Origin of the sequence: Novosphingobium clariflavum (assembly GCF_026420865.1) — a bacterium.
Lineage (GTDB): Bacteria > Pseudomonadota > Alphaproteobacteria > Sphingomonadales > Sphingomonadaceae > Novosphingobium > Novosphingobium clariflavum.
This window is the reverse complement of the sequence record NZ_JAPCWC010000022.1, coordinates 20,692-45,559: the sequence shown is the minus strand read 5'-3', so window position 1 is coordinate 45,559 and position 24,868 is coordinate 20,692. Positions and strand designations below refer to the sequence as shown.

At 66.1% G+C, this 24,868-nt stretch carries 19 protein-coding genes; 9 read left to right on the top strand and 10 right to left on the bottom strand.

Annotation, left to right across the window (positions count from 1 at the left end; genetic code table 11):
- Nucleotides 1–88: 88 nt before the first annotated feature.
- Entirely contained in the window at nt 89–1,207 is a 1,119-nt protein-coding gene (locus tag OKA11_RS19410) for a phage major capsid protein, P2 family (protein ID WP_267223383.1), read from the bottom strand.
- Nucleotides 1,208–1,251: 44 nt separating this feature from the next.
- Nucleotides 1,252–2,073 carry a GPO family capsid scaffolding protein gene (locus OKA11_RS19405; RefSeq protein WP_267223381.1) on the bottom strand — a complete coding sequence of 274 codons (822 nt, stop codon included), beginning with the start codon at nt 2,071–2,073 and terminating at the stop codon, nt 1,252–1,254.
- A 21-nt stretch (nt 2,074–2,094) separates the two neighbouring features.
- On the opposite strand from OKA11_RS19405, the gene OKA11_RS19400 reads away from it, so the two are divergent.
- The 7 genes from OKA11_RS19400 to OKA11_RS19370 all read left to right on the top strand — a co-directional run bounded on the left by OKA11_RS19400 (nt 2,095) and on the right by OKA11_RS19370 (nt 11,790).
- On the top strand, nt 2,095–4,089 hold the full coding sequence (locus OKA11_RS19400) for a terminase large subunit domain-containing protein (protein WP_446686311.1): 1,995 nt from the start codon (nt 2,095–2,097) through the stop codon (nt 4,087–4,089).
- The gene (locus OKA11_RS19395) at nt 4,086–5,141 is read left to right on the top strand and encodes a phage portal protein (RefSeq protein ID WP_207077935.1); all 1,056 of its coding nucleotides are present in this window, start codon (nt 4,086–4,088) and stop codon (nt 5,139–5,141) included. Before OKA11_RS19400 ends, OKA11_RS19395 begins: the two co-directional genes overlap by 4 nt.
- Nucleotides 5,142–6,182: 1,041 nt before the next feature.
- A complete protein-coding gene (locus OKA11_RS19390; protein ID WP_267223380.1) occupies nt 6,183–6,527 on the top strand; it encodes a site-specific integrase in 345 nt (114 codons plus the stop codon).
- 399 nt (nt 6,528–6,926) lie between these two features.
- On the top strand, nt 6,927–7,181 hold the full coding sequence (locus OKA11_RS19385; RefSeq protein ID WP_267223378.1) for a hypothetical protein: 255 nt from the start codon (nt 6,927–6,929) through the stop codon (nt 7,179–7,181).
- 1,222 nt (nt 7,182–8,403) lie between these two features.
- Nucleotides 8,404–9,318: a LysR family transcriptional regulator gene (locus OKA11_RS19380; RefSeq protein WP_267223376.1), complete on the top strand. Its 915-nt coding sequence runs from the start codon at nt 8,404–8,406 to the stop codon at nt 9,316–9,318.
- 172 nt (nt 9,319–9,490) lie between these two features.
- On the top strand, nt 9,491–10,843 hold the full coding sequence (locus tag OKA11_RS19375) for an MFS transporter (RefSeq protein ID WP_267223374.1): 1,353 nt from the start codon (nt 9,491–9,493) through the stop codon (nt 10,841–10,843).
- Nucleotides 10,844–10,914: 71 nt separating this feature from the next.
- A complete protein-coding gene (locus OKA11_RS19370; RefSeq protein ID WP_267223372.1) occupies nt 10,915–11,790 on the top strand; it encodes a shikimate dehydrogenase in 876 nt (291 codons plus the stop codon).
- 46 nt (nt 11,791–11,836) lie between these two features.
- Here OKA11_RS19370 and OKA11_RS19365 read toward each other — a convergent pair whose 3' ends face one another.
- From OKA11_RS19365 to OKA11_RS19335, 7 genes are all read right to left on the bottom strand, one after another.
- Complete coding sequence (locus OKA11_RS19365; RefSeq protein WP_267223370.1) at nt 11,837–13,780, bottom strand: bifunctional sugar phosphate isomerase/epimerase/4-hydroxyphenylpyruvate dioxygenase family protein; 1,944 nt, start codon at nt 13,778–13,780, stop codon at nt 11,837–11,839.
- 131 nt (nt 13,781–13,911) lie between these two features.
- Nucleotides 13,912–14,769 carry a 3-deoxy-8-phosphooctulonate synthase gene (kdsA, locus tag OKA11_RS19360; RefSeq protein ID WP_267223369.1) on the bottom strand — a complete coding sequence of 286 codons (858 nt, stop codon included), beginning with the start codon at nt 14,767–14,769 and terminating at the stop codon, nt 13,912–13,914.
- An 18-nt stretch (nt 14,770–14,787) separates the two neighbouring features.
- Nucleotides 14,788–15,411 (bottom strand): histidine phosphatase family protein, encoded by a 624-nt coding sequence (locus OKA11_RS19355; protein ID WP_267223366.1) that lies wholly within the window; start codon nt 15,409–15,411, stop codon nt 14,788–14,790.
- Nucleotide 15,412: 1 nt separating this feature from the next.
- Nucleotides 15,413–16,216 carry a 3-deoxy-manno-octulosonate cytidylyltransferase gene (locus OKA11_RS19350; protein WP_267223364.1) on the bottom strand — a complete coding sequence of 268 codons (804 nt, stop codon included), beginning with the start codon at nt 16,214–16,216 and terminating at the stop codon, nt 15,413–15,415.
- Nucleotides 16,217–16,235: 19 nt separating this feature from the next.
- Nucleotides 16,236–16,817, bottom strand: coding sequence for a class I SAM-dependent methyltransferase (locus OKA11_RS19345; protein WP_207077944.1), 582 nt, complete (start codon nt 16,815–16,817; stop codon nt 16,236–16,238).
- 39 nt (nt 16,818–16,856) lie between these two features.
- Complete coding sequence (locus tag OKA11_RS19340) at nt 16,857–17,870, bottom strand: KpsF/GutQ family sugar-phosphate isomerase (protein WP_267223362.1); 1,014 nt, start codon at nt 17,868–17,870, stop codon at nt 16,857–16,859.
- Nucleotides 17,864–19,633 (bottom strand): hypothetical protein, encoded by a 1,770-nt coding sequence (locus OKA11_RS19335; protein ID WP_267223360.1) that lies wholly within the window; start codon nt 19,631–19,633, stop codon nt 17,864–17,866. The genes OKA11_RS19340 and OKA11_RS19335 overlap by 7 nt, the downstream gene beginning before the upstream one ends.
- Before the next feature lie 254 nt (nt 19,634–19,887).
- Here OKA11_RS19335 and OKA11_RS19330 point away from each other — a divergent pair, with 254 nt between their 5' ends.
- Complete coding sequence (locus OKA11_RS19330; protein WP_267223356.1) at nt 19,888–22,278, top strand: HAD family hydrolase; 2,391 nt, start codon at nt 19,888–19,890, stop codon at nt 22,276–22,278.
- Between the two features lie 234 nt (nt 22,279–22,512).
- On the opposite strand, the gene OKA11_RS19325 is transcribed toward OKA11_RS19330, so the two are convergent.
- Nucleotides 22,513–23,421 carry a dihydrodipicolinate synthase family protein gene (locus tag OKA11_RS19325; RefSeq protein ID WP_142635635.1) on the bottom strand — a complete coding sequence of 303 codons (909 nt, stop codon included), beginning with the start codon at nt 23,419–23,421 and terminating at the stop codon, nt 22,513–22,515.
- 117 nt (nt 23,422–23,538) lie between these two features.
- On the opposite strand from OKA11_RS19325, the gene OKA11_RS19320 reads away from it, so the two are divergent.
- Nucleotides 23,539–24,762 (top strand): M24 family metallopeptidase, encoded by a 1,224-nt coding sequence (locus OKA11_RS19320; protein WP_379489335.1) that lies wholly within the window; start codon nt 23,539–23,541, stop codon nt 24,760–24,762.
- Nucleotides 24,763–24,868 lie beyond the last annotated feature (106 nt).

The window sequence follows — 24,868 nt, the reverse complement described above, 5'->3', positions numbered from 1 at the left end:
TCTGGGCAGCGAGGATGCGATCACGCTTACGACGAGCGAGGCTCATGGTCGTTTCCTGTTCGTGGGGTGGGTTTCAGGGAGGGGAGGGTCAGCCGGGCCTCTTGCCCATCACCACGTTCTCAGCGAGCGCGCAGCGGCCGTAGTCTTCGACCACGTAATCCTCGTTCACCGACTCGTAGTTCTCGATCTGGTCGAGCGCGGGCTCGTCCTTGATCTGACGGCGGCGAGTTTCTTCCTGCACGTAGATTGCGAGGTTATCGAGGCTGGTGACCAGCATCGACGTCTCGGGGAAGAACGGCACGATGACGGCGCGCTTGCCGCCCAGCTGCATCGGCAGCGTCAGGATGCGGTGCGCGGCTTCACGCTCGGTCGCGGTATCGCCGGCCGCCTGCAGCAGGTTCAGATACTTGTCCTTCACCAGCTTCCAGCCAACGATCACGACAAGGTCGGTATCGCCACGGTTCCACGGGTCGAGCAGATCGAGCATGTCGAAGGCCAGAGCGTCGAGGTTGGCGAAATCCGCCTTGGCAGTGGCGACGTTGGTCGCGTCCGGATCGACGACTTCGACGCCGGCAGCGACATAGATCGCCTTGGTGCCGGTAGCCGGGTTTTCGCCTTCGGCGGGCGCATAGGTGCTCAGTTCGCCGTCATCGATCACGCGGTCAGGCGCGGAGGTACGGATCTTGTGCAGCCAGCCTTCGTTTACGTCCTGCAGCAGCGGATTGGCGGTGCGATCGGTGGTTGCAGCTGCCGAAATGCCGTTGAAGCCGATCATGATCCGGTCGCGGCCCTGCTGCTTCAGGATGACGTCGCGCAGGAGCGTCTGGAAATTGGGCTTGTGCCGCCACTGATCCAGCTTGGCGTAGGGGATCGCGTGGTCGAAGTTGGTCTGGCGGCAGAAGTAACCGCCGTCGTCCGAGGTGTCGGTGGGATCGGTAGGCGTGCGGCGTTCGCCGGCCTTGGTGTTGGTTCGGCCTGCGAGCGGACGGGTGACGCCCACGCCGACCCTATCGCCGGCCTGCGCCAAAACCATGTTGATGGAGATCTGCTGCAGGAAGTCGCTCGACTCCTGAATTTTTTCTTCGAGCGTCTGTTCGACCGCCGGGGCAACGCTGAACTTGGCGACGATGTCTTCGGCGTCGATGCCGTTCAGCAGCGCAATCTGGCTGACGTAGGCTTTGAACTTGGCGCGGGTCTCTTTACGCATGAGCGAGGGGCTCCAGTGAGGGCAGGGGCAGGCGGATCGGGAGGTCAGCAGTCGGTGACGATTGCGCCGGTGCTACCGTCGCCGCCGGTAGCCAGCGTGCGGGTGAAGCCTTTCGGCTGTTCGGTGCTGGCGAGTTTGGTTTCGAGGGTGTCGAAGCGGGCCGTCAGTTCGGTGACGGCATCGTTGGCCACCTTGGTTGCGGCGGCGATATGCGTGCCGATGCTTTCGCCCATCGCCTTGGTGAATGCCTGGACGTCAAAGGTGTTGTCATTGGCGGGCTGTGCGGGCGGCGTGACCGGCTCGTCCTTCTTTTCCTTGCGGAAGAACGACAGCAGCGAACGGCCGATGCTTTCGCCGATCGCGGCGCTGTCGAGCGGTTCAGCGTGGAGTTCGATCACGGTTTCGCAGGCGCTGGTGAAGACGTTCGGGCGTGACATGGCCGCGAACTTCAGCGGCTCGGTGCCCAGCGATGCCGGGGTGTCGGTGATGGCAAGACCAACGAGGTAGGCCTTGCCTTCACCGGCGAAGTTCGGGTGGATTTCGCAGCTGGTGAACAGCTTCTGGCCGGCCTTGTTGATTTCCAGCAGCTGATCATTGGCTTCGATCTCGGCATAGAGCGCGAGGAGCGTCTTCTTTTCACCGTTGATGGTGAGTTCGACTTCCTGCGCCTTGAGCGAGAGAACCTTGCCGTAGGAGTTGAACGGCCGGTCGGGGCTGTAGCCGGCGATATGTTCGCAGTTGATGGTCGCGGTGTAAGTGGCCGGATCATAGCCGGCCGCCATCTGCTCGATCCATTCGCGCTCGATGGTGCGGCCATCGACTGTGGCGCCTTCGACGGCGACGCGGAAAAACTTGCTCTTGGCCATGATCGGTTCCGGTTTCCTGTGATGCTCGGCGCCGGGGCGCAGCGGTGTCAGGAGCCAAAAGGGCGGGTCTGGCGCGTTCTCTCAAGGGGCAGCATTTGGCCGGGTGCCCGTCCAAATGGATGGCGGTGCTTGGACGCAAAAACGCGCGGCATGGTCGCCTGCATGACCACGAACGCGACCCTTCCAGACCCGCTGGCTTCCACATGGAAGTTCGACCCGCGTCGCCATGCCCGCAGCCTTTACTGGCGCGGGTGGGGCGTGACGCAGATTGCCGACGAATTCGCGCTGCACGGCGTGACGAACGACCAGGGCAAACCCATCCCGCGTCCCACGATTGAATCGTGGCGCCAGCGCGACAAGTGGGACGATGCGCCGTCGATCAAGAAGATCGAGGACGGCCTTGAAATTCGCCTGCTGACGCTGATCGCAAAGGAGAAGAAGACCAGCGGCGACCTCGTGGAAATCGACTCTCTACGCAAGGGCGTGGAGAGCGCCGCGCGGGTGCGGCGCTACGAGGCTCCAGGCGGCCATAGCGGCGACCTCAACGAAAAGGTCGCCAATCGCAACGCCGGGCCGCGCAAGGCGCCAAAGAAGAACCATTTCACCGAAGAGCAGGCCGAGGAACTCAAGCGCATCTTCCTTGACGGGTGCTTCGATTATCAGGTGCGCTGGTGGGAGGAGAAGGATCAGCGCACCCGCATGATCCTGAAATCGCGCCAGATCGGCGCGACCTACTTCTTCGCCTTCGAAGCGCTCATGGATGCGATCGAGACCGGACGTAACCAGATCTTCCTGTCAGCCTCGAAGGCTCAAGCGCACCAGTTCCGGTCCTACATCGTCAGCTTTGCCAAGCTGGTGGGCGTATCGCTGGCAGGTGACCCGATGGTCATCACGTCCGATCTGCGCCCGCCGGAGGAGGCCGGGGCCGAACTGCACTTCCTTGGCACGAATTTCCGCACCGCGCAGGGCCGCAGCGGCAATTTCTACTTCGACGAGTTCTTCTGGGTCCATTCGTTCGAGGAATTGAACAAGGTCGCCTCAGGCATGGCGACGCACAAGAAGTGGCGAAAAACCTACTTCTCGACGCCATCGACCATCGCGCACCCTGCCTATCCGTACTGGACCGGCGAGCGTCGCAACAAGCGCAGGAAAAAGGCCGACAGGATCGAGATCGATGTAAGCCATGAAGCGCTTGCCGCCGGCAGTGTCGGGCCGGATCGTGTCTGGCGCCATATCGTCAACATCCGCGATGCGGATCTGGCCGGCTGCGACCTGTTCGATATCGAAGAACTTGAAGACGAATATGCGGCCGACGAGTTCGCGAATCTCTACATGTGCGAATTCGTTGACGACAGCCTTTCGGCCTTCAAGTTCAACGACCTGATCGCTTGCGGTTGCGACAGCTTGGTCGAATGGGAGGACTTCAACCCTGAAGCCGCGCGCCCTTATGGCGAGCGGCCGGTTTGGGCGGGGTATGACCCGCAGTCGAGTGAGACTGGCGATAATGCAGCGCTGGTGATCGCGGCGCCGCCGCTGTCGGAGGGCGGGGCGTTCCGCATCCTTGAACGCTATCCGCTTCGCGGACAAGACTTCGAAGAACAGGCGGCTTTCATCCAAGCGATGTTGGGCCGGTACAACTGCACCTATCTGGGCATTGACGCGACAGGCGTGGGGGCTGGCGTGTATCAGCTGCTGGCGAAGCCCGGAGCCATGCCGGGCTGTTCCGTCGCCAAGATCGAATACTCGCTGGAAGTGAAGGCGGGCATGATCATGAAGGCGCAGAACGTAATCCGGCGCGGGCGCCTGGCTTTCGAGAGCAGCTACCTCGACATCGTATCGGCCTTCGTATCGATCAAGAAAACGCTGACCACCAGCGGGCGCAACGTGACCTTCAAGGCAGGGCGCGGCGGTGACGACGGCCACGCCGACATCGCGTGGGCGACCATGCACATCCTCATGAACGAGCCGCTGGACGGCAAGGCAAAACCCAAGAGCACGATGGAGATTATCGAATGAGCAAGCGTAACCGTGCCCGCCGCATGAGCCGTCAGGAAACGGCGGAGGCATCGCAGGGTGCGATCGTCGCCAGCAACGATAATCGCAGTGAGGTGCATGCCTTCACGTTCGGGGATCCCGAGCCGGTGCTGAGCCGGGCGACCATGCTCGATATGCTGGAGTGCTACCACAATCAGCGCTGGTATGAGCCGCCAATCGCGCTGCACGGTCTTGCCCGTGCATTCCGGGCTTCGCCCCATCATTCCAGCGCGATCATCCTCAAGCGCAACATGCTGGCGGCAAGTCTGGAGCCCACCAAGTGGCTGAGCCGCGCCGCGTTCAAGGGCATGGCGCAGGACTATCTGGTGATGGGCAACGCCTATGGGCAGGAGGTTCGCAATCGTCTGGGTGGGCTGCTGCGCCTCGACCATGCGCTTGCGAAGTACGTGCGGCGCGGTGTGGAGCCGGGGCGCTTCTGGTGGGTTCCGGGGCATCAGCCCGAGGCAGAATTTGCGCCTGGCACTGTCCACCAGCTGATCGCGCCGGACGTCAATCAGGAAATCTATGGCGTGCCCGAGTACCTGTCGGCTCTGCAGTCCGCCCTGCTTAACGAGAACGCCACGCTGTTCCGCCGGCGCTACTTCGAGAACGGGAGCCACGCCGGCTACATCATGCATGTGAACGGCGAGTTTGCCGATGGTGACGTCGACAAGATGCGCGAGGCGTTGAAGCGAGCGAAGGGGCCGGGCAACTTCCGCAACCTGTTCATCCACTCGCCCAACGGCAAGGACGGGGGCATCAAGATCCTGCCGATCGCGGAGGCCGGGGCCAAGGACGAATTCCTTGGGATCAAGAACACGACGCGCGACGACGTGCTTGCCGCCCACCGCGTGCCGCCCCAGCTGCTGGGGATCGTGCCTGCCAACGCCGGCGGCTTTGGTGACGTGACCAAGGCGACCGACGCGTTCTTCGAATTGGAGATCGAGCCGCTCCAGTCCGTCTTCCTCGAACTGAACGATGCAGTGGGCGCTGAAGTTGTCCGGTTCCGGGAACGGGTGAAGGCGGCGGCCTAAACGGCCACAGGCGAAATCGGAAAGGGCGGCTTGGGAGGGCCGCCTTTTTTGTATCCGGCGACGGCGAAAGATTGTTGCGCGGGGCACCGCGGCGATTCGGTGTGCCTGACCCCCTCGCCGGGGCCGAAAAATGGCGGAACCGCGTGGGTCGGCCACCCCCGACGGCAGGGGCGGGGCGGCACCCCCTCGCAACGCGCTTTTCCCCCCACCTCGCCCGCGCACTTTTCGTGTCGGTTTTGATGCAGTTGCGCCGACCGGGCCAACCCGGCCCAGCTCTAAGGCCGAAGTGGGCAATCGAGGACCGAGGCGTTGATGCATTCTGATGCAGCTGGAGGGGGCTTTCCCCAAAGATCCGAGGGACGAAAAAATTCGTGCGCAGCAGGTCCGCCACTGAGGGAGGGGGCGGGAAAACGCAACATGTGCAATCCGGGCGCGTCTTGTTGGATTAAGATACTGAAAATACGTAATAAAAATGGTTGCATCTAAGGTGCAATCTCACGCCACCTGTTGGAACGAAAAGTGCAACATCCGCAGAAATCCTAGGTTTTTTTCTATCAAAAGGTTGCATTTCTAAAGTGCAATCTGGTTGCGTAGAGGTTGCACAAAAGGTTGCGTCAAAAGTGGCGGATTTCCGCCAATGTTGCACATGTTGCATTTTTTCCGATAGCCCCCTCGTATGATTAAGTTGGGCCGGGAGGATATTTATAACTTCCGGTTCGATTCCCTCCGAGGCATTCGAACTGGTGGAAAATCGCTCTATGGTTTGATCTATGGTTTCGGGGGCTGGTGGATGGCGGCATAGATTAGTGATTTCAGCACCTTACGATCTCTATTTGGCGGCCTCCCGCTCCGCCATTTGCCCGTCCAAATCAGTCTGGAACAGTCCCGCAAGGGGCGATTTCCTGCGTTTTGCGCGCTGTAACTCGTTCCGCGATCCCGTTTTGCTTCATGTCTGCGAGGGGTATCGCAGGGGGCAAGGCGGGGTAATGCGCAAAGAAGGGGCGGTAGCCGACGCTGACCGATCCAGGCGAGGCGCACGAGGTGCTGATTGCCGCGGAGGCGAGCGGGGCGTCGCCGGTCACGAAGCTGGCCTCACGCCACCTCGCGTTGACGCACGCGCGGCCGGGCATGGTGCCTGCGGCCGAGTGGCGGGAATTCGACGGCGTGGATTGGGAAGGGGATGCCTTCTCCGTTACTGCCGATCTGGCGCGTTCCGGCTGGCCGGATGAAGCTCATCCTCGACCTGAAGGACGAAGAGGCCTTCGAGCACATTATCCCGTTTTCTGGCAGGCTTGCGACGTGCTGCGCGCCGTGTGCTGCGTGACCGGGCGCGGGCGGCTGGTATTCCCCGGGCAGAGCTATGCGCACCGGCCGTCATCGACCTGATGGATGGGTCTCGGCGCTTGTAGGCGAGGCCTTTTCAAGTCGGAAAAAGCATGGAGCATTGCGGAACGTGGTGGGACGGTTTGGAATGCGTATTGAACGTGGAACATGTGCGGCGCCCGGCGCGCCGTTCGGCACCTGCTGGTGGCACAACAGGAGCGGGGGCGTCGGTCCGCTCGCGGATGCGGCGGCTGGCAGGCGCTTGACGACGCCGAGCTTGATTGGCGCGCGCTGTGACGGCTGCTGTCCACGAATTCCAGAGTGAGGGGATCCTGCCGGGGCCGGGCCATTGCGGCGCGCCGAGCGGCGATCATCATTACTGTAATTGTTAAAAATCAATACGTTGACATTGTTTCCAATTTCGCCTGAGTTGATGGGGTGTGGGGCGAAAGGAAACAGAAAATGGCCTCCAAGCTTCTGAAAATCGCTTTTGGTGTTGCTGCGATCATCTCGACCGGCACCGGGACTTCGGCCATTGCTGCGAACGAGGCATGTCCATACGACCTGCGAGGATCCGGCCTTACTGCCGCTGAAATCCAGGCGATCTGCGACGAGTGGGCGCGTTCGATCCCTGGCAACGGGACAAGCAACGGCGATGGCGGCCAGTGGTCGCCGGGCCAGAATTGCTGGGGCGTTTGCAGCGGCCAGGTGAAGTGAACGAGAGGGCGGCCTTCGGGCCGCCTTTTTTCATGCGGCAGAGTTGCTTGGGGCACTGCCGCTGTCCTTTCTTGAACCACAGCTCCGGCGTGCGATCGGCCGCCAGCAGGCCGAGTTAGCCAAAGTGGAGCCGACGAAGCCTGATCTTGCAGCGTTGGAGACGATCGAGATGGCGACCGTCATGCTGCGCCTCCGGTGTAAGCGCTGCGGCATGTGCGATGCCGAGAGGAACGCGATGCATAGCGGGTTTACCGGCGCTGGCTGGTAACCATCGGCTTACGCTGTCAGCGGAAGCATGCTGTCAAAGCGGCGGGCATATTTCTGCATTGTTGCAGTGTTAAAAAGTTGAAATTGCTTGATCTGCAGTACTGATTGCGGCAGTGAATAATCCGGGTTGCGCCCATGATCGCCTGATTACAGGGGCATGGAAATTGTCAGATAATGCTGTGAGCAAGAGACAGGCTAAATGCGCATCCTGTACTATCCAATCGATTTCATTCGCCGATTTTTCACGTGGCTTTTTGGACATCACTGCGATGCTGGCGACCCGAACTGCAAGCCGTTCGCCGAATGCGAAAAGTGCCGCGATCGCAAGGAATGGTAACTCGGTAGCTAATCCGCGCTGCCCTGCCGCGCTTCGACGCTTCGCAGATGGCGGGCCGCACAATCCCCGTACATCGCGATCATCACGCTTTCCCTAGGCGGCGTGGACACATTCTGCATCGCCGCGGCTGGAGGCAAAAGCCGTCGATTCAAGAAGGCGAGGCGCAGGAGTATGTCGATACTTCCAGCCGAGCCGACGCCGAAGGGACGGCTTTTGCCTCCAGCCCCGGAGGGGTTGCCCTGCAAGCGGCGCCAGCAGCGTTGCTCCGCCTGGAAAGATGCCCACTCTTCCTGCGGCTTCGCGCCTTGCTGGCGCCGCTTGCAGGGCAACCGTGGTGTTGCGGAATGTGTCCACGCCGCCTAGACTGCCTGCGCCGGATCGATGAGCGGCCGCGGCGGTACCGGGATCGGCGGGCAAGCCTGCCGCCGGTTGGTCTGAAGCTCGGGCGTGGGGCGTCGACCGCGGCGCGGGCTGCGTCCAGCCGCTCGGCGTCTTCAAGGGCGGCGGCCTTGCGCTTCAGGGGCTGCATTTCCCCGGGAAGATGGGCCGCCTGATTGACGGCTTCAGACACATCATAAGCCGGATTGGCCCGGCTTCCGCTGCGTGCTAGCCGGAGCCATGCTGACGATCAGGCAGATCGAGATCTTTCGCGCCGTCATGATCACCAAGACGGTGAGCGGGGCGGCGCGCATGTTGGGGACGTCCCAGCCCGGGCTCAGTCGCATGCTCGCGCATATGGAGGACCGGCTGCGCTTCCGCCTGTTCGACCGCACGCGCGGCCGGTTGGTGCCCACGCAGGAAGCGCGCGCGCTGTTCGAGGAAATCGAGCATGTCTACAAAGGCTTCGCCGATCTCGAACATGTCGTACAGCGCCTCGCCAAGGGTAGCGACCGGACCTTCCGGGTTGGCGCCTCGCCCTCGCTCGGGCATTCGGTGGTGCCGCAGATGCTCTCGCGGCTGACGGCCAACTATCCCGGTCTCACCATCCAGTTCGACATTCTCTCGGTCGAGCAGGCGGACGACTATCTGGCGCTTCAGCGCGGGGACTATGCCCTGACGGTATTCCCCATCGACCATCCCAACGTGCTCTCGAGTCGCATCGGCAGCGGGCGGATGGTCTGCGCGGTGCCCGCCGATCACCCGCTGGTCGGGCGCGAGCGCATCTCGGTGGCCGATATTCGCGGCGAGCGCATCCAGTCGTTCCGTCATGATACCCCGCACGGGCGCATCATCGCGGAGATGTACGCGGCGGCGGGGGAGGACTTGGAAGTCGCCACTTTCGTGCGTTTTGCCGAAACGGCGGTGGCATTTGTCGCCAATGGGATGGGGCTGGCGCTGGTCGACAGCTTCACCGCGATGCAGGCCCATGCCGATAGCGTGCGCTTTCTGGAGTTCGACGCGCCGGGTGTGCTGCCCGTCTACATCAGCCGCAACATCGAGGCGGCGCGGCCCATCATTGGCGAGACTTTCGAGGAGATTGCGCGCAATATCCTGCTCAATCTGCCAAGGGCGCCGCGGCCTTCGCCTGCATAACATAATGGTATGATCGACGTCGCCATGCTCACTGGCAAAGCCTCGGGCCTTGCAACACCCTTCCAATGCCCGTGATGCGAAGAATGATCGCGGGGCGCGAGTCCGGCATCGGTTCGCCGGAGAAAACAAGTCGTGCGGTCAAGCACGGCCGAACATGGGAAGAGGCAAGACCATGGCGACATATTCCGCAGCCGGATCGGTGTCCGTGCGCCCTTACGTGACTGTCAGCGGCAAGCCCATGGCGTCCGATGCCGATGGCTGGACTGCGCGGCAGATCCTGGTCGTGGCGGTCTGCTTCGTGCTCAACATGCTCGACGGCATGGACGTGCTGATCCTTTCCTACATCGCGCCCGCGCTGTCGGCCGACTGGAAGATCAGCCCGGAGAGCCTTGGCGTGGTGTTCAGCTCCAGCCTTGCCGGCATGGCTGCGGGCGGCTTGCTGGTCGCGCCGATGGCCGATCGCTTTGGCCGCCGCAAGCTGATCATCGCCTCGTTGGTGATGATGGCCACCGCGATGTTCGGCTCGGCACTGGCCACCAGCATTGCAGAGCTTGTCGCCTCGCGTTTCCTCGTGGGCATCGGGATCGGCACCGTGCTGGCGACGATGGCGGCGTTGACCGCCGAATATGCGCCGGCCAGGTACCGCACGTTCGCGGTCGGCTTCCTGCAGGCGGGCTATCCCGTGGGGGCGACGCTGACCGGCTTCATCGTTGCGCGCCAGATCGACGTTCACGGCTGGCAGGCCATGCTGCTGGGCGCGGCCATCCTGTGCACGGTCTCGCTGCCGCTGGTCTGGGTGCTGCTGCCCGAATCGATCGACTTCCTCCTCTCCCGCCAGCCGCGCGGTGCCCTGCCGCGGGTCAACCGGCTGCTGGTCTCGCTCGGTCGCGATCCGCTGGAGGCGCTGCCCGAGCGCCGCGTGGCCGAGCGCAGCGACGTCGGCCTGCGCGGGGTGCTGGGCGAAGGGCGCTGCGCAGGCACCATCCTGCTGTGGATGGCGACGATCTTCGGCTTCATGACGCTCTATTTCGTGATCAGCTGGATCCCCAAGCTGGCGGTCGAGGCCGGCCTGCCCGCCACCCAGGCGATCTATGCGGGCGCGGTCTACAATATCGGTGCCTTTGTCGGCATCACCGCGCTGGGCCTGATCGCCACCCATGTCGACCTGCGCCGCCTGATCCTTGCCTTCATGGTCTGCGCGGCGGCCGCGCTGGTTGTCTTTGGCGCCATCGCCATGCCGATCGCGGCGACGCTGCTGGTCGCCTTCCTGATCGGCGCCTTCATCCAGGGTGGCTTCAATGGCTGCTATCCGCTCGCCACCAGCTTCTACCCGCCTTCCGTGCGCAGCACCGGGCTCGGCTGGGCGATGGGCGTGGGCCGCCTCGGTGCCGTGATCGGCCCGATGCTGGGCGGTGTGCTGCTGGCCGAGAAGGTGCCGTTGCCGGTGATCTTCGCGATCTTCGCGGTTCCCGCGGTCGTGGCGGGGATCTGCGTCACCTTCATCAAGTTGCCCGCCAAGGGCTGACGGGATGCCTGGGACATAGCCCAGGCATTTGCCCCGCCCCCGTTTCAGAACACGTCCCAAGGACCGAAATCATGTTGCAGCCCCCTGTCGCCGTTTCGGCGCCCGCCCGCGCGTCCATCCTCTGCGGCCTTGTCGGCTTGGGCATTGGCGGATCGCGCAGCCCCGAGATGCATGAGCGCGAAGCCCGCGCACTGGGCCTGCCGATGGTCTATCGCATTCTCGATAGCGAGGCCGTGGGTTTCGGAGCCGGGGATCTCGGCCAGTTCCTCGCCATGCTGGCCTCGCTCGGGTTCGACGGGGTCAACGTCACCCATCCCTTCAAGCAGGCGGTGGTGCCCCTGCTCGATGAGCTGTCCGACGTCGCCGCGCGGCTCGGCGCGGTCAATACCGTGCTGTTCCGGGACGGCCGTAGTTATGGCGACAATACCGACTGGTCCGGCTACCGCGCGCACTTCCTTGCCGGGCTCGGCGTATTGCCGCGCAGCAAGGTGGCGATGATCGGTGCGGGCGGCGCAGCGGCGGCAGTGGGCTATGCCCATCTCGACCTCGGCGCGAGGCGGCTGGCCATCTTCGACCCGGCCAGCGACCGCGCGCAAGCGCTGGCCGCCCGGCTGGGCGCGTTGTTCCCCGAGGCCGAGGTGGTGGCGGCGGCGTCGCCCGCCGTGGCGCTGGCCGGGGTCGATGGCGCCGTGCAGGCCTCGCCCGTCGGCATGCTCAGCCATCCCGGCCTGCCGTTCGATCCGGCCTTGCTGGAGCCGCGCATGTGGGTCTCGGAGGTGATCTATTTTCCGCTCGAAACCCAATTGCTGCTGGCGGCAAAGGCGATCGGCTGCGCGACGCTCAACGGCGGCGGCATGGCGGTGATGCAGGCGGCGCACGCCTTTGCGATGTTCACGGGGCGCAAGCCGGACAGTCGGCGCATGCTGGCGGACTTCGCGGCGGCGTAAGCGCAGGGGGCATGGCCCCCTGCCTCGGTCTGAAACGGTCGCCCGCCTATTCCGCCACGGCTTCCGGTGCCCGGAACCGGTTCTGCGCGGCCAGCCTGATCCCGGCATTGGGCGCTCCGTAACCGGCGTAAGTTCCCCCGCGTTCCACGAACTCGAAGAAGAACAGCTTGTCGAAGGCGCGGCTGTAGAGCTGGCGGTAGGTATTGCCGGCGCCGTCCTCGTCGTAGAGCACGCCGCCTTGCTGCATGTGCCTCGCGGCCGCGTCGTCGAAGCCGAAGCGGGCGACGAGGTCGTCGTAGTAGTTGGCGGGGATCTCCAGCATCGCGGCGCCGCGGGCGCGGGTTTCGGCGGCGGTGGCCATGATGTCGTCGCAGGTGATCGCCACGTGCTGGAAGCCGCCGCCCATGCCCTGAGCCAGGAAGCGCGAGGACAGCGTCTCGCGCGCGTCGGAGGCGTTGAGGGTGAGGCGGAACTTGCCGTCCGGCGATTGCAGCGCCTGGCTGTGGACAAGGCCGGAGGGATCGATCACGTCGTTGGCATCGCGCCCCTCGAGGCCGAACAGCGCGCGCCAGTAGAGCTGCCAGGACAGGAACTCGTCGTTGTGGACGACGGCGGCGAGGTGATCGATGTCGCGCACGCGCGCTGCGGTTTCGGCATCGCTGCCGGGCTCCGGCTGCGCACGGGCTTCGAACTCGCGGGCCCAGAGCGCCTCGGCGCCGTCATCCTCGACGAGGTAGACAAGGCTGCCGCCGACGCCGCGCAGGGCGGGCATGGCCATGCGGCCGGGGCGGCCCTCCGGGCTATAGGCGCGGATGCCCAGCGCGGCGGCGCGGCGCATCACCGCCTCGGCGTCTTTCACCCGCACGCCGATCGCGCAGATCGAGGGGCCGTGGACGATGCGGTAGGACTTGACGAAGCCCTTGGGCTCGGCATTGATGACGAGGTTGACGTTGCCCTGCCGCCAGCGGGTGACCTTCTTGGTGCGGTGGCGGCCGATCTCGCTGAACCCTAGCGATGCGAAAGTCGCGCCAAGGCGGACGGCGTCTTGTCCGGCGGCGGTGAATTCCACGAACTCGGCGCCGAGCGGCGGCTGCGGCGGGGGGATGTCGGTCGGCTCGCCAAGCAGGCGCCGGGCGGCATCGCGGACGTATTCGAGCGAGCGGTGGCCGTCCTGCGCCACCAGGCGCGAGGCGGTAGAGCGGAAGCGGTCGTTGAAGATTTCCAGCGAGAGCGGGCCCTGATAGCCGGTGCGCAGGATCTCGGCGACGTAGCCGGGCAGGTCCAGTCCGCCTTGCCCCGGCAGGTTGCGGAAGTGTCGGCTCCAGTAGAGCAGGTCCATGTCGAGCAGCGGGGCGTCGGCGAGCTGGACGTAGACGATCTTGTCGCCGGGGATCTCGCGGATGCTTTCGCTCGGGATGCGGCGCGAGAGCGAATGGAAGCTGTCGAGGATGATGCCGATGGCGGGGTGATCGACTTCCTTGACGATCGACCAGGCCGCGCGGTGGTCGTTGACGTGGCGGCCCCAGGCAAGCGCCTCGTAACCGACCAGGATGCCGCGCGCCGCGGCCCGTTCGCCGAGGTCCCGCAAGTCGTCGACGATCCGCTCGCGCTCGCCCAGCGCATGGGGCGAGCAGTTGGAGCAGACGAGGATGCGGTCGGTATCGAGTTCGGCCATGAGGTCGAACTTGCGCTCGGCGCGGTCCATGGCGCGCTGGCGCAGCGGGCCGGGCATGCCTTCGAAATCGCGGAACGGCTGGTAGAGCGAGCAGCGGATGCCGAGGTCAGCCATCATCGCGCGCACTTGCGCGGGGCGCAGGGCCGAGCCGATCAGGTCGTTCTCGAAGATCTCGACGGATGCGAACCCGGCATCGGCGGCGGCCTTGAGCTTTTCCTCCAGCGTCCCGCGCAGGGATACCGTGGCGATGGCGTTGTGGGCCCCGCTGGTATTGCGAGCCCCGCTGGCAATGCGATCATTGTGGGCGTTGGGCATGCTGGGCCTCCGGTGCAGTTCCTGCCCCCCGGTATCCAGGCCCAGGCTACGCCCTTGAAGCCCCGCCGTCGACATTGCTCATGCCTGTTTGTTATGGACTGCCTTCCAGGCTGCAGGGGAGGGCATGAAGTTCAGCCGAGGCCCTTGGCGATGGCATCGAGCGCCCGCAGGGTGCCGATGAGGGCCTTCATCTCCCCGATCGGGATCATGTTGGGTCCGTCCGAGGGGGCATTGTCCGGGTCTTCGTGAGTCTCGATGAACACTGCCGAGACCCCCACCGCACAGGCCGCGCGGGCCAGCACCGGTGCGAATTCGCGCTGTCCGCCCGACGTGGCGCCAAGGCCGCCAGGTTGCTGGACGCTGTGGGTGGCGTCGAACATCACCGGGTAGCCGGTGCGCGCCATGATCGGCAGGCCGCGAAAGTCCGATACCAGGGTGTTGTAGCCGAAGCTGGTACCCCGGTCGCACAGGATGATCCGCTCGTTGCCGGTGCTGGCGATCTTGTCGGCGACGTTCTGCATGTCCCAGGGGGCGAGGAACTGGCCTTTCTTGACGTTGATCACCCGCCCGGTTGCCCCGGCGGCAAGCAGCAGGTCGGTCTGGCGGCAGAGGAAGGCGGGAATCTGGATCACGTCCACCACGTCCCTCACCGCCTCGCACTGCGCGGCTTCGTGGACGTCGGTGAGCACCGGGCAGCCAAAACCCTGCCTGACCGCGTCGAGCACCGCGAGCCCTTCGTCCAGCCCGACGCCGCGCGCGGTGGACAGCGAGGAGCGGTTGGCCTTGTCGAAGCTCGACTTGTAGACGAAACGGGTGCCGGTGGGGGCGCAGGCCTCGGCGATCTTTTCGGCCATGAACAGCGCATGGTCGCGGCCCTCGATCTGGCAAGGGCCGGCGATCAGCACGAAGGGCGCATCGCCGCCGATCTCGATGTCGTCGCGGATGGTGAAGCTGCGGGGCGGGACGCTGGTGGGCGGAACGGGGGCCATGGTCGTGCTGCTTTGCTGTCAGGAATGGGGGAGATCGCCGGGGCGCGCGTTCCAGCACGCGACGGTGATCCGGTCTGGGGAGAGATGCAGGATGGAAAGCGCCCCGGTATCCATCTTGGCATCGGCTGCCGGTATGCCGAAGCCTTGCGCGATGACCCGGTAGATGCCGTTGCTGGAAATCACCAGCACGGTCTCGTCGCGGTCTAGTGGCAGGCGGGCGAGGAAGGCCTGCCACTGGGCGCGGATCTCGCCCTCTGGCGGGCTCCAGCAAAAGCCTTCGGGGAACACGCTGTCCTGCTGCCAGCCGTCGATGGCGCTGTCGCCGTGCGCCGCGCGGATCTCGGCGTTGGAGCGGCCTTCCCAGCAGCCATAGTCGATCTCGCGCAGTTCGGGGGTGATGGTCAGCGCAGCGGCGCAGAGCCCCATGGCCTCGGCGGCGATGGCGGCGGTCTGCACCGTGCGTTGCAGGGGCCCGGCATGGATGCGGGTGGGGACCATGCCGCGCGACAGGAGGGCCGTGCCGATGGCGGCGGCCTGCGCGCGGCCCTTGCCGACCAGCGGCAGGTCGCTGCGGGCGCCGACCCAGACGACGCGGTCCTCGGGGCCGAACGTATTGCCATGGCGGGCGAGGATCAGCCGCATGTCAGAGCGCCAGTTCGCCTTCGCGGGCGATGATCGCCTCGACCAGTGGCACATCTTCGGGCGCATCGACCGAGGCATGGGTGCGGCCCCGGTAGTCGACCGGGACGACCCGGATGGTCATGCCGTTTTCGAGCGCGCGCAATTGCTCCAGCCCCTCGGTCAGTTCGAGCGGCGAGGGCGGCAGCGCGACATAGCGGGCAAGGCTTCCGGCGGTGAAGCCGTAGAGGCCGATGTGCCGATAGACCGGCGCCATTCCCGCCGTGCGCACGAAGGGGATGATCTGCTTGGAGAAGTAGAGCGCATTGCGGCGCCGGTCGAACGTGACGGTGGTGCCGCTGGCGGGGGCGAGCGCCTTGTGGGCCTTGAACGCGGCCAGATCGTCCTCGCCGAGCGCGACTGCCGGGGTGACGATGTCGAAGTCCGGCTCGCTGCCGGCCGTGGCATCGCTGGCGCCTGCGAATTCCGCGACCATCGCCGCCAGGACCCACGGCGGCGTCAGCACCGCATCGCCCTGGAGGTTGATGAGCGCGGTCTCGGTGATGCCCGCGCTTGCCGCCGCCTCGGCCATCCGCTCGGTGCCGTTGCGGCAGGTCGGCGAAGTCAGCACCGTCTCGCCGCCGAACACGGCGGCGTGCTCGGCGATGCGGTGGTCCTCGGTGCAGATCACCACGCGCGAGACGCCGGGAACGGCGCTGGCGATGCGCCAGACCCGTTCCAGCATGGTCATGCCGGCGATTGCCAGCATGGGCTTTCCCGGCAGGCGGGACGAGCCGAAGCGGGCGGGGATGACGATGGCGGCGCTCATCGACGGCTGCTCCTGCCGCTCAGGGCTTGAACGCGAACCAGGTCGGGTAGCGCGAGTTCCAGCTGTCCTCGCTGCATTCGATCACGAAAAGTTCGAGGCCGTTGCGGGCCACGAAGTCGTCGACCGCGGAGACCACCAGCGGCCAGTCGGCATGGTAGTCGTCACCGGCGATGATGCCGCCCTGCTTGAGCTTGGGGTACCATTCCCAGAAGGTCTTGCCGCCTTCCTCGCCGTTGTGGGCGTAGCCGTCGACATAGATGAAATCGAGCGAGTCCTCGCCGAACAGGTGCGAGGCCTCGTCGAAGCGCATGCGCAGGATCGAGTTGCGGTCGCGGTAGGCGTTGAGGCGGACGATCGCCTCCATGTACTGCGCGGTGCCGTGGCCGCGGTCGCCCGCCCAGGCATCGACGCTGAACAGGTAGCCGATCTGCGAACGCTCGAAGATGCGCTGCGAGAAATCGCCCGCGGCGACGCCCAGTTCGATGCCGATGCCGCCGGGGCGGATCAGCGTGGCGACGTCGTCGCGGCGGTTGAAGCCGGCGATCCTCGCCCGCAGGGTTTCGTCGATGCGGAAGCCGGTGTCCAGGATGGTAGCGATCATTTCAATTCCCCCGGTTGAAGTGGTGTCGGTTCGCGCCGGTCAGGGGCGCAGCAATTCGTAGCTCTGGATCATGCCGGAAAGGCGCCCCTCGCCGTCCACGACGGGCACCACCGAAAGCGGGCGGCCGGCCTCTTGCAGCAGCAGCAGGACATCGGCGACGACGGCATCCTCGCCGATCACCAGGGGGCCGGTCTTCATGACGTCGGCGGTGCGGGCGGCGTAGAGGTCGCGGCGGGCCTCGATCAGGCGGCGCACGTCGCCGTCGACGACAAGGCCGAGCAGGCGGTTGTCCTGGTCGACCACGCAGACCGCGCCCATGCAGCCGGCGGAGATCACCGCGATCATCTCGGCCACGCTGGCATCCGGGGCTACGGTCGGCAGGTCAGCGCCCTTGCGCATCAGGTGGCGCACCGGGATCATGTGGCGGCCAAGCAGTCCGGCAGGGTGGTGGCGCAGGAAGTCCTCGCGGGTGAAACCCCGCGCCCGGCTGGCGGCGACGGCAAGGGCATCGCCGATCGCCATCTGCAGGGTCGTGCTGGAGGTGGGGGCCATGCCGATGTGGTCGGCCTCGCCCTGCAGGTCCATCAGCACGAGATGGTCGACCACTTGCGCCAGCGGCGAGCGGGCGCGCCCGATCACGCCGATCAGCGGGCACTTGCGCGCCTTGAGGATCGGCAGGATGCGCATGATCTCCTCGGTCGAGCCGCTGTTGGAGAACAGCAGCACGACGTTTTCGGTCTGCACGGCGCCAAGATCGCCGTGCGCGGCCTCGGCTGCATTGAGGAAGAACGCGGCGGTGCCGAGGCTGGAGAAGGTTGCCGCCACTTTTGCGGCGACCAGGCCCGACTTGCCGATGCCGAGGCAGACCACCGGCCGCTGCTGCGCCGCGAGCAGGGCGACGACGGCAGCCATGGCGGCATGATCGGCACGCAGGAAGTGGTTCAGTGCATCGCGCTCGGCGGCCAGCACCTCGCGGAACCACCGGGTGCGGGGATCCTCGTGGGCCGCGGCGCTGTCCGCGTGGTCGAAGGTGGAGATGGCGGCGTTCAGCATGGCTGCCCTCCGGCCAGCGCGGCCTGAAGCTGCTGGTTTTCGCGCTGCAGATCGGTGTTCCATGTGGCCAGCCCGAAACGGCGCACGTCGACCTGGCGCCAGAACAGGCCGGGGTCGCGCTCCAGCAGCGGGAGCTTGGCGAGCGCATTGGCGCACTGCGAACCCATGTCGATCACTTCGGCCAGTTCGGTAAGGTAGAACGGCAGCGGCCGGGCGGGATCGCCCATGTGTTCGGCGTGGGGGCAGGCGGCAGCCGCGAGGGCGATCGCGAGGCCGCGTTGCAGCGCTTCGCGGGCCGCCTCGAGCTCGCCCTCGGCAATGTCCAGGCGGGCCTCGTAGAAAGCCGCGCCGACCGCCTTGGTGGCGAGGATCGGCGAGAAGCGGGCCCAGTCGGCGTCAGCCGCGGTGCGGTACCAGCGCCGGGCCGCGCCGCGGTCGCCGATGAGTTCGCAGAGGCGTCCGGCCAGGAACGCCAGCGAAATCTTCCAGCGCGCGACATGGGGCGGCACTTCTGGCCCGTTGGTCTCCGGCGCCTCGACATAGCTGGCGATGGCGTCGATCAGCGGGCCTGCCTGGCTGCCGGCGCGGGTTTCCAGCACGCGGTAGCCATAGACGGTGAGCGCCGCGCCCTGATCAGCCGAACCGGGGCGGGTGTTGCTCACGACATGTTCGGCGAGGCGTGCGAGGGTCTCGTCGTTGCGCAGCCGTTCGCCCATCTGCACCATCGGGCGGTAGAGCCAGGGATTGTCATAGGCATTGCCGAAATCGGTCAGGACCGGGATCGCGGCGTCGCTGGCGTCTCCGTCGAGCGCGGCAGGGCGGTAGGCATCGCGGTGCCCGGCGCCCGCCAGCGGGTTGGCGGAGGCCAGCACCAGCAGCCAGGGGCCGGTGCTGTTTCCGCCGAGCGGGACCGGCATGATGGCGCGCGGACCGAGCGGGTCCTGCGTGAGCAGGCCTTGTTCGTGGCGCATCTCGATGAGGAAGCGGCTGGAGAGCGCCGCGCTCAATTCCGGCCAACCCTCGGGCAGTGGTTCGTGCGGCGCGGCAGCGCGGCGGATCGCGAGGATCAGCCGGCCATCGAACTTGAGCAGGTTCAGGTAGCGATCGAGCAGGGCTTCCCAGCCCGCTGCGGTGTCCGGCTGGACCGCGACCACGCTGTCGAGCGAATGCGGTGCGATCGCCGCGCATTCGCTGCCGGTCAGCACGTGTGCGGCCTGGCTCAGCGCGGCGACGATGCGGGCGCCATCGGCGGCATCGGCGCCGTCGACCAGCACGGTGTCGCCGCCGCGCACCTGATCGGCGGCCAGCACGAAGCGGGCGATGGTGTCGTCGGCGTCGATGCCGGGACGGGAGAGCAGGCCGCCGTCCTCGCCGCTTGCACGGCGCTCGTAGAAGCTCAGTGCCGGCAGGGTGTGGCCCGTGCGCTGGGCATAGTCGGGCAGGGTCATGTCGCCGGGATGGCGGCTCCAGCCTGCGCCCAGCACGATGCCTTCGATACGCGAACGGTTCCCGGCGGCGGTGCGCAGGACCAGCCGCCCGGCGCTGCCGAGGCTGCGCAGGCGCTCGGCGAAGGCCGTCTCGCCGCCCGCCGGCGGCCATTCGAGGTAGGCGCTGCCGGCGTCGGGAGCGTCGGCACCGAGGGCGTGGATCTCGCAGCCGAGCAGCGCCAGCTCCTGCGCCAGCCGGCCATGGGCGGCCAGGTCCAGCGCGATGCGGCAGGGGCCGAGGCGCGATACGATGGCGCTGGCGTCATGGATGCTCATGGCGGCTCGAATTCTCCCGTTGCGGCCCGCCGCGCAGCAGGCGGCGATCCGCGTGAAGCGCCGCTCCGGGGAAAGGCGCGCGTTACTCGACTGGCTCAATTATAGGATAACGATCGGGCGGACGGTGGTCCGGTGCGGCAAATTTTGCCTGTGTCGTTTCGGCAGGGCCGGAGCCCCGGCAATCCCTCTATATTGAGCCAAGCCCGTGAACCGGGACCCGTTCCCGCTCCGCCAGTCCTTATCCGAGGGATGCCATGTCCAAGACTTCCATCCGTGCCGCGACCCTGCCCAAGCTTTTTGACGTCGTGCCCGGTGACCTGAACCTTCGCTATCTCTCGCTCGACTGCTTCGACACGCTGATCTGGCGCAATACCCAGTCCCCGCAGGACCTGTTTGCCGACCTGCCGGTGGCCGGCGGGGCGATGGGCCCGCGCCGCCAGGCCGAAAGCGCCGCGCGGGTCGCCGCGCCCGATCGCCATCGCCGCTTCGAGGTCACGCTCGACGAGATCCACGCCGAGCTCTCGCCGCGTGCGGGCAAGGCCGCGCAGGCCGCGATGGTGCAGGCCGAACTCGATGCCGAGGCGCGCCACTGCTTCGCCTTCGAGCCCACCCGCCAGCTGATCGTCGAGGCCAAGCGGCGCGGGCTCAAGGTCATCATCGTCTCGGACACCTACCTCTCGGAAAAGCGCCTGCGCGCCCTGATCGCAGAGGTCGGCGGGGCGGACCTTGCGGCGATGATCGACCGCATCTTCTGCTCGTGCGAATATGGCGTGGGCAAGCATGGCGGCCTGTTCCGCTTCGTGCTGAAGGAACTGGGGATCAAGCCCGAGCAGATGTTGCATGTCGGCGACAATTTCGTCGCGGACCTCACCTCGCCGCGCAAGCTCGGCATTCCCAGCGTCCATCTCCTGCAGTTCGACACCCAGGCCCAGCAGCGCCTGCGCATGGAAGCGGCGGCGTCGAGCATGATCGATCCGGCCACCCGCGTGACCGTGCCGGTCTATCAGCCGCACCGGGCGCAGATCGCGCTGCGGGGGGATGGCGACCCGGTCTATGCCTTCGGCCACGACGTGCTCGGCCCGATCATGCATGGTTTTGCCTCGTGGATCCGCGAGGAGGCCGAGGCGATGGAAGCGGCGAGCGGGCGGCCGGTGAAGTTGCTGTTCCTCCAGCGCGACGGCCATCTTCCCGCCAAGGCCTTTGCCGCACTCTATCCCGACTGGGCGGACCGCGCGACCGAGGCCACCATCAGCCGCGTCATCGCGGTTGCCGCAAGCTTTGTCGACGAGGCCGCGGTGCGCAGGCACATGACGCCCTGGTTGGTGCCGCATATCCAGAAGACGCTCGACAAGGCGCGCATCTGCGCGCGCCAGTTGCTGTTCGACGAGGCGGAAACCGAAGCCTTGCTGGAGGGCGACCTTGCGGGCTTCGGCAAGCGGGTGATGCAGGCGCACAACCTCAAGAAAGTGCTCAAGCGGTCGGCGGAGTTCGGCGAGCGGATGTTCCGCCACTTGCGCAGCCTCGGCGTCGAGCAGGGCGACACCGTGATGCTGATCGACCTTGGCTACAACGGTTCGGTGCAGAACGCGGCCGAGGCGCGGCTGCGCAAGGGCATGAAGCTCGATGTCGCCGGCCGCTACATGCTGCTGCGCGAGACGACACCGTCGGGGCTCGACAAGAAGGGGTACTTCGATACCCGCAACTACGACTACAACGTGCTTTCGACGGTGTTCAACTCGATCTCGGTGATCGAGCAGTTCAGCACCATGTCGGTCGGCTCGGCGCTGGACTACGAGGCAGACGGCACCCCGGTGCGCGAGGCCGCTTCGGTCCCGGCCGCCCAGAGCGACTGCCGCGAGCGCGGGCAGGCGGCCTGCGTCGACTTCATTCGCGGTGTCGGCACCGGCTTTGTCCGGCCGCCGCGCTCCGACGATAGCGACAGCCGCCGCCGTGCCGCCATGGGGGTGATGAGCCGCCTGTTGCTGATGCCGGTCGAGGCGGAAGTCGAGATGCTCAAGACCTTCAGTCACGACGCCAACTTCGGCGTCGACGACATGCTGGAGATGTCGAACCTCGAGGCGGCGCAGAAGAGCATCCGGCGCCGCGGCTTCTTCTACATGCGCAATGCCCAGCGCATGTACCTGCCGGGCGAACTCCAGCAGTTCGGCCTGCCGCTCAATCTCTCGGTCTTCGGCATCCGCCGCTTCAACCTCGAACTGGCCAAGGGCGATGTCGACATCGATGCGCTGCAACTGCCGATCCAGGTCTACGGCGGCGGCGAAAGCGCGGCCAAGACGGTCGGTGCCCACCGCACTGCCGACGGCTTCTTCCGGGCCATCGTGCCGGTGGGCAAAGGGCAGTTCTCGATCGGCCTGTTCCTGGGCCGCCTGTTCCAGTTCGTGCAGTTCGAGGAGATCAGCTTGCAGCCTGCCAACAGCCTTACGGCGGAAGAGGCCACGCCGGTGGCCACGGTCACCGACGGCATGGAGGAAGTGGCCCCGGGCCTCTACCGGATCGCGGCGCCGGAAGGCTTCATGATCGTGCCCGCCGTGCCGAGCGAGGAGCAGATGCTGCTCAACCTCGTGTTCCGCCCGATCGTCACCCGCGCCGAGGCGCAGGCGCTGGAGACCCGCCAGGTCGCTTGATCCGGGGGGAGTGGGCTGGTGCCGCCAAAATCCGCCCTTGGCGGATCTTCAGACAAACCAAGGGAAGGCCCGCGATGCGCAGAGCATCGCGGGCCTTCCCTTATCCCGGGTCACGGCCGTCCCGTGGCCTTGTACCGACCTGCGATAAGCTTGACTTGTCGCAGGTCGCTCAGGCGCCGCGCGGCGCCTGAGCGTTCCAAGCTGCTGATGCGTCAGCATCATTGCAGCTTGGCATTACTCGCCGCAGGGGCGGGTCGCCTTGCAGGTTTCGACCCACTGGATCACGTCCTCGCGGCGCTTGCCCGAGAGCGGCATGCGCGGCATGCGCACGCGCTCGGTGCCGCGGCCCATGATCGTTTCGGCCAGCTTGATCGACTGCACGAGGTCATGCTCGGCATCGAGGTGGAGCAGCGGCATGAACCAGCGGTAGATCGCGCGGGCTTCCTCGATGTTGCCTTCGTTGAAGGCGGCGATCAGGCGCACAGATTCGCGCGGGAAGGCGCTGGTGAGGCCCGAAACCCAGCCGCTGGCGCCCAGCATCATGCCTTCGAGGGCGACGTCGTCGAGACCGGCCATGACCGAATAGCGATCACCGAAACGGTTGATGAGGTCGGTGAAGCGGCGGGTGTCGGGGGCGCTTTCCTTGACCGCGACGATGTTCGGCACGTCGGCGAGGGCTTCCAGCGCCTCGGCGCTGACGTTGACGCGGTAGGCCGGCGGGTTGTTGTAGAGCATGATCGGCAGCGAGGTCGCCTCGGCGACGGTGCGGAAGTGGGTGACCAGCTCCTCGGTGGTGGGCACGTAGACCATCGCCGGCAGCAGCATCAGCGCGTCGACGCCGATCTTCTCGGCATCCTTGGCATAGGCCACCGCACGTTCGGTGGTGAACTCGGAAACACCGGCCACCAGTGGCACGCGGGCGCCCACGGCTTCCACCGCGCCGGCAAGGATCTTGCGCTTTTCGTCGGCTTCCAGCGAGTTGTTCTCGCCGCAGGTGCCGAGCAGGATCAGGCCGTCGACGCCGTCGTCGACCAGTGCGGTCTGCACGGCCTGGGTGGCATCGGCATCGACCGAGTAGTCCGGCGCAAACTGGGTGGTTGCTGCGGGGTAGACCCCGGTCCAGAGCGTCTTGGTCGAAGGCATTGTCGGGAGTTCCTGAAAATTGACTGGAACATTCGTATACGATATATGATAGACCTAAGCAATGGCTTTCTGGGAGGTCCCGGAAATGCTAGCGCTCCCCATCACATTGGACAGGAGTTGACGGTGACACAGGGTAATGCAGCCGGAGGTATCGGCGGGTCGAATGCGGCCGAGCAGCTGGCGCAGATCCGCCCCTGGGCCGATCCCGCGCCGGCGATCACGCTGGACGAGCGCATGGCCCGCATCGACAAGGCCCGCCGCCTCACGCGCGACAGCGGCGCCGAGGCGCTGCTCGTCACCGCGGGCGCCAGCCTCAATTATTTCGCGGGCCTTGCCTGGAGCGAATCCGAGCGGCTGGTGGCCTTGCTGCTGCCGGTGGACGGCGCGCCGATCCTGATCGCGCCGCGCTTCGAGCTTGGCACGCTGGAGGCGGGGTTGCTGATCGAGGCCGACTTCCGCCTCTGGGAGGAGGACGAAAGCCCGACCGCGCTGCTTGCCGCGGCGCTGCGCGATAAGGGCGTCTCGCGTCTCGCGATCGATCCGGCGATGAGCTACCTGTTTGTCGACCGCATCGCGAGGGACGCGCCGTCGGCCACGCTCGTCTCCGGCGCGCCGGTGATCGACGGCTGCCGCATGGTCAAGTCGGCGGCCGAACTGGCGCTGATGCAGCAGGCCAAGTCGATGACGCTGGAAGTGCACCGCCGCGCCGCCAGCATCCTGCGGCCCGGTATCCGCGCCAGCGAAGTCGCCCGCTTCATCGACGAGGCCCACCGCGCGATCGGTGCCCCTGGCGGCAATGCTTTCGTGATCGTCCAGTTCGGCCTCGCCAGCGCCTATCCGCATGGCCTGCCCGGCGACCGCGCGTTGCAGGAAGGCGAGATCGTGCTGATCGATACCGGCTGCCGGGTTGCCGGTTACCACTCGGACATCACCCGTACTTATGTCTTCGGCGAGGCCAACGACGAGCAGCGGGCGATCTGGGAACTCGAACGCACCGCGCAGCAGGCCGCCTTCGACGCCGTCGAGCCGGGCAAGCCGTGCGAACTGGTTGACTACGCCGCGCGGGCGGTGCTGGAGAAGGCCGGGCTGGGGCCGGACTACAAGCTGCCCGGCCTGCCGCATCGCACCGGCCACGGCATCGGGCTGTCGATCCACGAACCGGCCTATCTGGTGCGGGGCGACAAGACGCCGCTGGCGCCGGGCATGTGCTTCTCGAACGAACCGATGATCGTCATCCCCGACCGTTTCGGCGTGCGTCTGGAAGACCATTTCCACGTGACCGACAGCGGCGCCAAGTGGTTCACCGAGCCGCAGCCGTCGATCGACCGTCCGTTCGGCTGAACGCAGCGGGGCCCAACCCCTTCAGGCTCGGAAAATTAACGGAGGGGGCGGCTGTTGCCACCCCCTCCTCGCGACCCGTGGGCTCGTCGGATCCGGCGGGCGATCT